At 73.7% G+C, this 1,106-nt stretch carries 1 protein-coding gene; it reads right to left on the bottom strand.

What is annotated here, in order from left to right:
• Positions 1-1,106 (bottom strand): calcium-binding protein (locus VP06_RS37520; protein ID WP_048467708.1); only part of this gene is annotated, 1,106 nt, incomplete at both ends.

Raw genomic sequence — 1,106 nt, 5'->3', positions numbered from 1 at the left:
CGGGCGTCGGATCGGTCGTGGCGATCCGCACCAGGCGACCGGCCGCAACGCTCACCTCGCCCGCATCGCCCAGGATCACGTCCGCACCCGAGCCCGTCGTCACCTGGTCGCTGCCGGAGCCGCCCACCACGACGTTGTCGCCCTCGCCGGCCGCGATCACGTCGTCCCCGCCGAGGGTGGCGTCGAGCGTCGCGACGTCCGTCACCACTCCGGCGGCGTCGAAATGCACGACCCCGTCATCGCCCAGGATGAGATCGGATCCCGCTCCGGTCGTCACCGCGTCGCCGCCGATCCCGGCCAGGACGACCGCGTCGCCGCCCGCGATCACGATCGTGTCGCCGCCGCCCACGGTCGGATCGGTGCTGCTCACCTCCGCCCGGATCCCCGCCGCAAAGCGCACCACGCCGGCGTCGCCCAGCACCATGCTGGCGCCGTGGCCCAGGGTGACGCCGTCGTTGCCGGCCCCGCCGATCACCACCTTGTCGCCGTTGCCGCCGGTGATGCGGTCGTCGCCCCTGACCTGCGGGTCGAGGCTCGCCACCACCGACCGCACGCCCGCCGAGACGACCACCTGGCCGTCGTCGCCGAGCACCAGATCGGTCCCGGTCCCGAGCGTGATCGTGTCGCCGCCGACACCGCCGATGACGATGTTGTCGCCGTCGCCCGCCGCCAGGCTGTCGGCCCCGCCCGCATCCGGATCGGTGCTGACGACCTGGCTGCGCACACCGTCCGTGAACACCACGAAGCCGTTGTCGCCGAGCACCACGTCGGCCCCCGCCCCCGCCGTGACCGTGTCGGCACCGAAGCCGCCGATCACCAGGTTGTCGCCGGCGCCGGCGGCAATACGATCGTCGCCGCCGAGCGTCGGATCGGTCGTGGCGATCCGCACCAGGCGACCGGCCGCAACGCTCACCTCGCCCGCATCGCCCAGGATCACGTCCGCACCCGAGCCCGTCGTCACCTGGTCGCTGCCGGAGCCGCCCACCACGACGTTGTCGCCCTCGCCGGCCGCGATCACGTCGTCCCCGCCGAGGGTGGCGTCGAGCGTCGCGACGTCCGTCACCACTCCGGCGGCGTCGAAATGCACGACCCCGTCATCGCCCAGG

This window comes from Methylobacterium aquaticum, from assembly GCF_001043915.1.
In the GTDB taxonomy this organism is placed as follows: domain Bacteria; phylum Pseudomonadota; class Alphaproteobacteria; order Rhizobiales; family Beijerinckiaceae; genus Methylobacterium; species Methylobacterium aquaticum.
This window is presented reverse-complemented; position numbering and strand designations above follow the sequence as displayed.